At 58.3% G+C, this 453-nt stretch carries 2 tRNA genes; both read right to left on the bottom strand.

Features of this window, described 5'->3' with window-relative positions:
* Nucleotides 1-5: 5 nt before the first annotated feature.
* Nucleotides 6-82 (bottom strand) — tRNA-Asp (locus tag K6118_RS17210).
* A gap of 282 nt (nucleotides 83-364) precedes the next feature.
* Nucleotides 365-441 (bottom strand) — tRNA-Asp (locus K6118_RS17205).
* Nucleotides 442-453: the final 12 nt, after the last annotated feature.

Raw genomic sequence — 453 nt, 5'->3', positions numbered from 1 at the left:
CAAGCTGGCGCGAGTGACGGGACTCGAACCCGCGACCCTCGGCGTGACAGGCCGATACTCTAACCAACTGAGCTACACCCGCGCATCGCTTGCGGAGCGGTGTTTACGGTTTTGGGCGGACCTTGTCAATCATCGAATGACAGATTTTTGTCATCTTTTTTGTCAGGAATGGAGGACAGGCAGAAAGCCGTCGGTTTCCAGGTCACCTCCCCTACGGAAAGACTCGGGTCATTGTTCCACAGGCAACCACAAGACGTGGTCATCGGAGAGCGGTGAGAATGGGGAGGAAGGCATAAAAAGAAACGCGCGCCGCTGGTGACCCAGGGGCGCGCTTTTTCCTATCCGGTTTACCGGATCTGCAAGCTGGCGCGAGTGACGGGACTCGAACCCGCGACCCTCGGCGTGACAGGCCGATACTCTAACCAACTGAGCTACACCCGCGCATCGCTTGCG

It is taken from the genome of Kordiimonas marina (assembly GCF_023006325.1).
Lineage (GTDB): Bacteria > Pseudomonadota > Alphaproteobacteria > Sphingomonadales > Kordiimonadaceae > Kordiimonas > Kordiimonas marina.
This window is presented reverse-complemented; position numbering and strand designations above follow the sequence as displayed.